Origin of the sequence: Azonexus sp., from assembly GCF_036170495.1 — a bacterium.
Taxonomy (GTDB): domain Bacteria; phylum Pseudomonadota; class Gammaproteobacteria; order Burkholderiales; family Rhodocyclaceae; genus Azonexus.
Genome location: NZ_JAVHPH010000416.1, coordinates 1,217 through 9,395 on the forward strand (window position 1 = coordinate 1,217; position 8,179 = coordinate 9,395).

The 8,179-nt window shown below is 65.6% G+C and carries 9 protein-coding genes; 8 read left to right on the top strand and 1 reads right to left on the bottom strand.

Annotated features, from left to right (window positions below):
- From ADADOO_RS15285 to ADADOO_RS15305, 5 genes are all read left to right on the top strand, one after another.
- A partial coding sequence (locus ADADOO_RS15285; RefSeq protein ID WP_511278361.1) for a 4Fe-4S dicluster domain-containing protein occupies nt 1–932 on the top strand: 932 nt, incomplete at its 5' end.
- Nucleotides 932–1,948 (top strand): RnfABCDGE type electron transport complex subunit D, encoded by a 1,017-nt coding sequence (locus ADADOO_RS15290; RefSeq protein ID WP_511278362.1) that lies wholly within the window; start codon nt 932–934, stop codon nt 1,946–1,948. The genes ADADOO_RS15285 and ADADOO_RS15290, both read left to right, overlap by 1 nt.
- On the top strand, nt 1,945–2,607 hold the full coding sequence (gene rsxG / locus ADADOO_RS15295) for an electron transport complex subunit RsxG (RefSeq protein ID WP_511278363.1): 663 nt from the start codon (nt 1,945–1,947) through the stop codon (nt 2,605–2,607). Before ADADOO_RS15290 ends, rsxG begins: the two co-directional genes overlap by 4 nt.
- On the top strand, nt 2,604–3,293 hold the full coding sequence (locus tag ADADOO_RS15300; RefSeq protein ID WP_511278364.1) for an electron transport complex subunit E: 690 nt from the start codon (nt 2,604–2,606) through the stop codon (nt 3,291–3,293). The genes rsxG and ADADOO_RS15300 overlap by 4 nt, the downstream gene beginning before the upstream one ends.
- A 42-nt stretch (nt 3,294–3,335) precedes the next feature.
- A complete protein-coding gene (locus tag ADADOO_RS15305) occupies nt 3,336–4,409 on the top strand; it encodes an RNA methyltransferase (protein ID WP_511278365.1) in 1,074 nt (357 codons plus the stop codon).
- Here the strand turns inward: ADADOO_RS15305 and ADADOO_RS15310 are convergent.
- Nucleotides 4,398–5,807: a sensor domain-containing diguanylate cyclase gene (locus ADADOO_RS15310; protein ID WP_511278366.1), complete on the bottom strand. Its 1,410-nt coding sequence runs from the start codon at nt 5,805–5,807 to the stop codon at nt 4,398–4,400. The genes ADADOO_RS15305 and ADADOO_RS15310 overlap by 12 nt on opposite strands.
- A gap of 89 nt (nt 5,808–5,896) precedes the next feature.
- Here ADADOO_RS15310 and nth point away from each other — a divergent pair, with 89 nt between their 5' ends.
- Genes nth through ADADOO_RS15325 form a run of 3 tightly spaced genes read left to right on the top strand, consistent with a single transcriptional unit; the run spans nt 5,897 to nt 7,993 of the window.
- Nucleotides 5,897–6,529: an endonuclease III gene (gene nth / locus ADADOO_RS15315; RefSeq protein ID WP_511278367.1), complete on the top strand. Its 633-nt coding sequence runs from the start codon at nt 5,897–5,899 to the stop codon at nt 6,527–6,529.
- Nucleotides 6,526–7,569 (top strand): FIST C-terminal domain-containing protein, encoded by a 1,044-nt coding sequence (locus ADADOO_RS15320; protein ID WP_511278368.1) that lies wholly within the window; start codon nt 6,526–6,528, stop codon nt 7,567–7,569. The genes nth and ADADOO_RS15320 overlap by 4 nt, the downstream gene beginning before the upstream one ends.
- Nucleotides 7,562–7,993, top strand: coding sequence for a DUF1841 family protein (locus tag ADADOO_RS15325; protein ID WP_511278369.1), 432 nt, complete (start codon nt 7,562–7,564; stop codon nt 7,991–7,993). Before ADADOO_RS15320 ends, ADADOO_RS15325 begins: the two co-directional genes overlap by 8 nt.
- The last annotated feature ends 186 nt before the right edge of the window (nt 7,994–8,179 follow it).

Below are 8,179 nucleotides of genomic sequence, written 5' to 3' on the forward strand. Positions count from 1 at the left end.
TCGCCACCGCCTACACCGCCTGGCGCGCCATCGCCCACGGCGAGCCGGTCGTCTCCCGGCTGGTCACCCTGACCGGCAACGTGCACGCACCGCGCAATTACGAAGTGCTGATCGGCACGCCGATGGACGAACTGCTCAAGCTCGCGCAGCCCCACCCGGACACCGATGGCATCGTCATGGGCGGCCCGATGATGGGCTTCCTCGTGCCGCAAGTGTCGGTGCCCGTGGTCAAGGCGACCAACTGCCTGATCGCCCACTCGGAACGCCTGTTCCCGCCCAAGGCGCCGGAAATGCCGTGTATCCGCTGCGGCGCCTGCGCCCAGGCCTGCCCGCACGAGTTGCAGCCGTTCGAGATGTACTGGTTCTCGCGCGCCAAGAATTTCGGCAAGACGCAGGAATACAACATTTTCGACTGCATCGAATGCGGCTGCTGCGCCTTCGTCTGCCCGTCGCGCATTCCGCTCGTCCAGTATTTCCGCTTCGCCAAGAGCGAAATCTGGGCGCGCGAACGCGAGAAGAATGCCGCCGAGCAGGCCAAAGCCCGTTTCGAATTCAAGCAAACGCGCGAAGAACGCGAAAAGGCCGAGAAGGCCGAAAAGCTGGCCAGGGCAGCGGCGGCACAAGCCGCCAAAAAGGCAGCCGAGGCGGCTGCGGCTGCTGCGGAGAGCGACACGACGCCGGCGGGCGATGCCGCCGGCACGACCACACCGACCGCTACGGTCAACCCGGAAAAAGAGGCAAAACGCGCCACCATCGAAGCCGCCATGGCCCGCGCCAAGGCCCAACGCGAAGCCGTCCAGCCCAAGAACGTCGACGCCCTGACCGCCGAACAGCAGCGCGCCGCGGCCGACATCGAGGCACGTCGCATCGCCGCCCACCTGATCGAACCCGCGCCGACCGCCGCCGCCCCGGCCAGCGAGAAAACCCAATAATGTTCCCTCCCGCCCCCTTCCTTCTCAAAGAGGTCAGCGTCAGCCAGGTCATGATCCAGGTCTGCGTCGCGCTGATCCCGGGCATTGCTGCCTACGCCAGCCTGGTCGGCCCGGCCATCCTGGTTCAGCTGGTCATCGCCACGCTCGCCGCCCTGCTCGCCGAAGCCGTCATGCTCAAAGTGCGCGGCAAACCCCTGGCCCTCTTCCTGAGCGACGGCTCGGCCATCGTCACCGCCTGGCTGATCGCCCTCACCTTCCCGCCGCTGGCGCCATGGTGGCTGGTCGTCACCGGCACCGTCTTTGCCATCGTCGTTGCCAAACAGCTCTACGGCGGGCTCGGTCAAAACCCGTTCAACCCGGCCATGGTCGCCTTCGCCGTGTGCATCGTCGCCTTCCCGGCGCTGATGTCGCAGTGGCCCAGCGTCGGCCTGCAATTAGGGCTGATTGACCAGATCAACATCATTCTCGGCTGGCTGCCGCGCGTCGACGCCCTGTCCGGCGCCACCCCGCTCGATGCGATGAAGACCGCGCTCAAGCTGGGCGACAGCAGTTTCGACGTCAGCACCCTGCTCGCCAACCAGGATATTTACGGCAACTTCGCCGGCCGAGGCTGGGAATGGGTGGCCGGCGGCTATCTGCTCGGCGGCCTGTGGTTGTGGCAGCGCAAACTCATTACCTGGCACGTGCCGCTCGCCTTCATTGCAGCGATGGCCACGATCTCCGGCGCCCTCTGGCTCTACAACCCGGGCCAATTCGCCAACCCGCTCTTTCATCTACTCTCGGGCGGCGCCATGCTCGGCGCCTTCTTCATCGCCACCGATCCGGTTTCCGGTTGCACGACGCCGCGCGGCAAGCTGATCTTCGGCGCCGGTGCCGGCCTGCTCGCCTACATCATCCGGGTCTTCGGCGGTTATCCCGATGGCGTTGCCTTTGCCGTGCTGCTCATGAACCTCTCCGCCCCGCTGATCGACCTCCTGACCCAACCGCCGATCTTCGGCATGAAGGAAAAGTCATGAGCGTCACCAAGGAAATTTCGGCCACTGGCATGGCTGCCCGCACGGCCGCCATCCTGTTCGTCTTCGTCATCATTTTTACCGGCCTGCTCTCGGGCGCCTATCTGTGGACCAAACCGGCCATCGAAGCCTCGGCCACCGAAGAAAAAATGAAACTGGTCGACGAAGTGCTGCCGCGCACCGAGTACGACAACGCCCTGCTCGAAGACACGGTCGCCCTGCCGGCCACCCCCGAACTCGGTCTGAAAGACGCGAGCACACTGTTCCGCGCGCGCAAGAACGGCCAGCCGGTGGCGCTGGTTTTCGAAGCCGTCGCCCCCGATGGCTATGCCGGCAAAATTCGCCTGATCATTGCCATTCGCGCCAATGGTCAAGTCGCTGGCGTGCGCGTCACGCAGCACAAGGAAACACCGGGTCTGGGCGATTACGTCGAGGTCAAGAAGGACAAGAACAAGGCCCGGCCGTGGATCACCCAATTCAACGGCATGGCGCTGGCCCAGGTCGCCGACAAGGACTGGAAGGTCAGGAAAGATGGCGGCCAGATCGATTTTCACGCCGGCGCCACCGTCACCCCGCGCGCCGTCTCCAAGGCTGTGCTGAAGGCCGTGAAATGGGCCGCAGCCAATCGTGACCGACTGTTCGCCGAAGGAGCCGCCCAATGATCACCCGTGACGAATTCAAGACCATCGCCGGCAACGGCATCTGGAAGCAGAACACCTCGCTGGTCCAGATTCTCGGCCTGTGCCCGCTGCTCGCGACAACGACCAACGCCGTTAATGGCATCATGCTGTCGCTGGCCACGATCATCGTCATGGCCATGTCGGGCTTCGCCATTGCCTTGCTGCGCAACCTGATCCCGCACGAAATCCGCATTCCCGTTTTCATCCTCATCGTCGCCGCCCTGGTCACCGTCGTCGATTTGCTGTTCAACGCCAACCTGCACGAGCTTTACCTGGTGCTCGGCATCTTCATTCCGCTTATCGTCACCAACTGCATCGTGCTCGCCCGCGTCGAAGCCTTTGCCGCCAAGAACCCGCCCGCGCAGGCCACCTTTGACGGGATTTTCATGGGCCTCGGCATGTTGTGGACGCTTGGTCTGCTCGGCACCCTGCGTGAATTTCTCGGTAGCGGCACGCTGCTCGGCGGCATCGACATGGTTTTCCCCAGTTTGCAGCCGATCCAGGTCCTGCCTGAAAGCTACCCCGGCTTCCTGCTCGCCCTGCTGCCGCCCGGCGCCTTCATCCTGCTCGGCTGCCTGATCGCCTGGAAGAACTGGATCGAAGCCCGCGCCGCCGCGCGCGCCAAGCAGAAGCCGCCAGCCCCGATCGCCACGGCCGGCTGCCACTGATCGTTCCCGGCCGCCCCTTGCGGGCCTGACGAAACCGCCCGCATGCGCATCGAAACCATCCGCCAAGCCCTGTTTGCCACCGGCGCCAAGGATTGCCACGTCGACCGCGTGCTACGCGCCTGGGCGCAAGGCAAGCCGCTCGACGCCGGGCCGCGCCACCAGCCGCCGGAAACCTTTCTGCCGCTGGCCCTGCGCCATGCGCTGCCGGGCTTGCACGATGAACTATCGGGGCTGGCCCGCGTCCGCTCGGAACACCCGGGCGAGGACGGCTCGTCGCGCCTGCTCGTCGAACTGGGCGACGGCCAGAGCGTCGAGAGCGTGCTGCTGCCGCGCGACGGCCTGTGTATTTCGACGCAGATCGGCTGCGCCGTCGGCTGCACCTTTTGCATGACCGGCCGCGACGGCCTGTTGCGCCAGGTGAGCAGCGGCGAGATGGTCGCCCAGGTCATCCTCGGCCGGACCCGGCGCAAGGTGACGCGCGTCGTTTTCATGGGCATGGGCGAGCCGTCGCACAACATCGACAACGTCCTCGAGGCGATCGATCTGCTCGGCACCGCCGGCGGCATTGGGCACAAGAATCTGGTGTTCTCGACGGTTGGCGATTTGCGCGTTTTCGAGCGGCTACCGCAGGAAACCGTCAAGCCGGCGCTGGCCATTTCACTGCACTCAACCCGCGCCGAACTGCGCGCCGAACTGCTGCCCAAGGCCTCGCGCATCGATCCGGCCGAACTGGTCGAACTGGCCGAGCATTACGCGCGGACGACGAGTTACCCGATCCAGTACCAATGGACGCTGCTCGCCGGCATCAACGATAGCTTCGAAGAAATGGACCGCATCGCCCGCCTGCTCGCCGGCAAGTACGCGATCATGAACCTGATCCCGTACAACGCCACGGCCGCCCTTGCCTACCGGCGGCCATCAGTCGAGCGGATCACCGAACTGACCCGCTATCTGCACGCGCGGGGTATCCGGACGACGGTGCGCAACTCAGCCGGGCAGGATGTCGATGGCGGCTGCGGCCAGTTGCGGGCCCGCGAAAGCGCTCGCCCGTTGCTACGGTCAACCGCGAAAACAAGCCAAAAACGAAATGCGCCGGATGCCGGCTCAGCCGGCTGAACCGGCCAGGGCGACGCAGTTCTTGCCGCGCGCCTTGGCCGCGTAGCTCGCCGCATCGGCCCGCCGCATCAGGCTGTTGTCGGTGTCGCCCGACTGGAGCAGGGCAACGCCGATGCTGACCGTGCAGCGAATAATCTCGCCGCTCGACGACAGTGTTTCCTGCGCCGCGAACTGGCCACGCAGACGTTCGGCCAGGGCCAGGGCTGCCGTGGCGTCCGCCTCCGGCAGCAGCACGACGAACTCCTCGCCACCGTAGCGATAGGCGCTATCCGAGCGGCGCAGACACTGGCGGATGATCGCGGCCAGGTTTTGCAAAACCCGGTCGCCTTCGAGGTGGCCGTAGCGATCGTTGATGCACTTGAAATCGTCGCAATCGAGAATGAGCAGCGATAGCGGCCTGACATAGCGGGTCGCCCGCTCCAGTTCGCCGGGCAAGCGCTCATGCATGAATCGCGAATTGTAGAGGCCGGTCAGCGAATCGGTCTGGCTCTGGCAGCGATAGCGCTCCTCGCTTTCGCGCAAGGCCTCCTCGACCCGGCGCCGTTCGCTGACATCCTGCAGCGTTTCGATAGCCCCGACGACCTCCCCGTTGACACTGCGCAAGGGCGCCGCGGTAAAGAACAGCCAGCGGCCGCGATCGCCGAAATGCGGGAAGAAATCCTCGGCTTCATAGCCGCCGGGAATCAGCAGCGAAGGCCGGAAACGGCCGTGGTAAAGCTGGTCGACGGCACGCTCGCTGGCGTCATCGAGAACCAGGTCGGCCATGATCGGACGTTCGGAGGGATAGAACGCCTTCCATTGTCCGCAAGTGCCGATGACGTCGCGCGCCAGCGTCCCGGTCATCGCCTCGCAGGCGCGGTTCCAGTGGGTGACGCGGTGCCCGGCATCGATGACCAGCATGGCCACCGACGAGCCGTCGACAATTTGCGCCAGATAGGCCTCGCTATCGCGCAATGCCGCCTCGGCGCGCCGCCGTTCGGTGACGTCCTGCAGGGTTTCGATGGCGCCAACAATGTCGCCGGCCGTGTTGCGAATGGCGGCCGCGGTAAAAAACAACCAACGGCCGCCCTCGCCCATCGCCGGAAAAAAGTCCTCGGCCTCGTAAGCCTCGTTGGCCACCGCCGAAGGCCTGGATTTTCCGTCGTAAAACCGGTTGACCGTTGCATCGACAGCACCATCGACCACCAGATCGGCCAGGATCGGCCGCGCGGTATCGTAAAAAGCGCGCCATTGCTCTGTCCGCCCGATCATGTCGGCGGCGGCCAAGCCGGTCAGCACGGCGCAGGCGCGGTTCCAGTGGGTAATGCGGTGTTCGGCATCGATGACGATGGTGGCGACCGGGTTGCCATCGACCAACTGCTTCAGGGCTATGCTCTTGCCATCTGTCGCTTGCGGCATGGGAGTCTGCCTTCTCTGTCGGTTAAAATTGTTTGCAACAATATGGCCCATTGCGCCGCGCCTGACAATCCATCGACACCTCCAAATTCGTGAAAAAAGCCGACATCGAGCAGTTCTACCGCCGCCTGCGCGACGCCAATCCGGCGCCGACCACCGAGCTGCACTACGCCACGCCTTTCCAGTTGCTGATCGCCGTCATCCTCTCGGCCCAAGCCACCGACGTCGGCGTCAACAAGGCGACGGCCCGGCTCTACCCGGTGGCGCCAACGCCTGCCGCCATGCTGGCCCTCGGCGAAGAGGGGCTGACCGACTACATCAAAACCATTGGCCTGTTCCGGACCAAAGCCAGAAACGTCATCGCCACCTGCCGCCTGCTGCTCGAACGGCACGACGGCGAGGTGCCGGACGACCGTGCCGCCCTCGAAGCCCTGCCCGGCGTCGGCCGCAAGACGGCCAATGTCGTGCTCAACACGGCTTTCGGCCAGCCGACCATCGCCGTCGATACCCACATCTTCCGCCTCGGCAACCGCACCGGGCTGGCCCCCGGCAAGACCGTCGAGGAAGTCGAACAGAAGCTGCTCAAGGTAACGCCCGACGAATTCAAGAAGGACGCCCACCACTGGCTGATCCTGCACGGCCGCTACGTCTGCAAGGCGCGCCAGCCGGACTGTGGGCACTGCATCGTCGTCGACCTGTGCAGCTACCGGAGCAAGAGTGTATGAAAGCCGCCACCGCCCTCGTTGCCGGCCAGCGGCCGGCAGCGGAGCTGGCCCAGGCGGCCGTCGAGGCAGCGCTGGCCGCCGCCGGGCTGGCGCGCGCCGATAACGTCATCCTGTTTCTGACCCGCGATTTCAACCGCAATCCGCAGCCCGCCGTACTCGCCGCCGCGCGCGCTGGCGGCTGTCTGGCGGTCTGCGGCAGCACGGCCAGCGGACTATTTACCGAGCGCGGCTGGCAACTCGACCAGCCGGCAGCCGCCGCTCTCGTCTATTCGACGCCGACCAGCGAGGTATCGGCCGAATCGCCACGGCTCTCCTTCAGCGGCCACGGCCGACTGCCCTTCGATTGGCTGGACGGCCCGGCGCGGGTCGGCCTGCTCGACACCGATGCTGCCGTCTGGTCGCATAGCCGGACAGATGAAAATGGCTGCGCCGAGTTTTGCCTGCCCGGCGTAAACGCCCGTCTGGTCCGCTCGCCGGGCCTGCGCCGGCTCGGCGAGCCGCTGCCCGTCGAGCAATGCGCCGGCTACGAGTTGCGCCGCCTTGGCGGCCACAGCGCCGTCGACAGCTTGCGCCGCGCCCTGCCCGCCGAATTGCGCGAGCGCCCGCCCCTGCACCTGATCGCCGTGCTGCGCCAGACCGACGCGCCGGGCATTGCCCTCCTCTCGGCCAACGCCGATGGCTCGCTGACCCTGGCCGAACCCGTAAACGAGGGCGAGACGATCACCTGGGCCATCCGCCAGCCGCTCGCCGCCGAGCAGGAAATGCGCGAAGTGCTGACGGCTACGACCACAGAAACAACGGCTGGCCCCAGGGTCAACCAGAAAAAACAGCCCAATTTCGCCGTGATGTTTTCGTGCATCGGCCGCGGCCCGCTGTTTTACGGCGACGACGACCGCGACCTCGTCGCCTTCCGTGACACCTTCCCCGGCACGCCGTTGCTCGGCGCCTACGGCACCGGGCAAATCGCCCCGCTGGCCGGCCACAACCGCCTGTTCCACAACACCGCACTCACCTTATTGTTCGAAAGCGCTCATGTTTAATCCCTCCCGCGAGCAGGTCCGCCTCTTCTTTTGCGATGCCTGGAAAAAGCACGTCGACCGCCTGCCGCTGGTCGGCGCCGAAGTCACCGCCGCTGACATCGCCGCCCGCCATCCGGAATACCACGCCCTGCTCAACGATCCGAAAGCCGCCGTGGACAAGGAATGGACGCCGGAAGGCGGGGCCATGAACCCCTTCCTCCACCTCTCGCTGCACCTCGCCATCCATGAGCAAGTCAGCATCGACCAGCCACCAGGCATCCGCCTGGCCTTCGAGCAACTGCGCGCCCGCATGGACCCGCACGACGCCGAACACGTCCTGCTCGACTGCCTCGGCGAAACGATCTGGCGCGCCCAGCGCCAGGGCCAGCCGATGGACGCGATGGCCTACGTGGATGCCGTGAAGCGCAAGGCGAGCCTGATTTAGGGGCATCTCGATTACGACACGCCCGAGATTCCGCTTCGCGGCGGGCGAAGCGGGGACCCGCTGCCTTTTCTGGACTTCCGCCTATGCGGACTTTAAGGGATGACTGCCACCGCTTGGTCACGAGACGGTTTACCGGGCCCCTTGAGAGGTGCCGAGCAACGCAGGAAGGCCGGGGGCCTTCGGCGA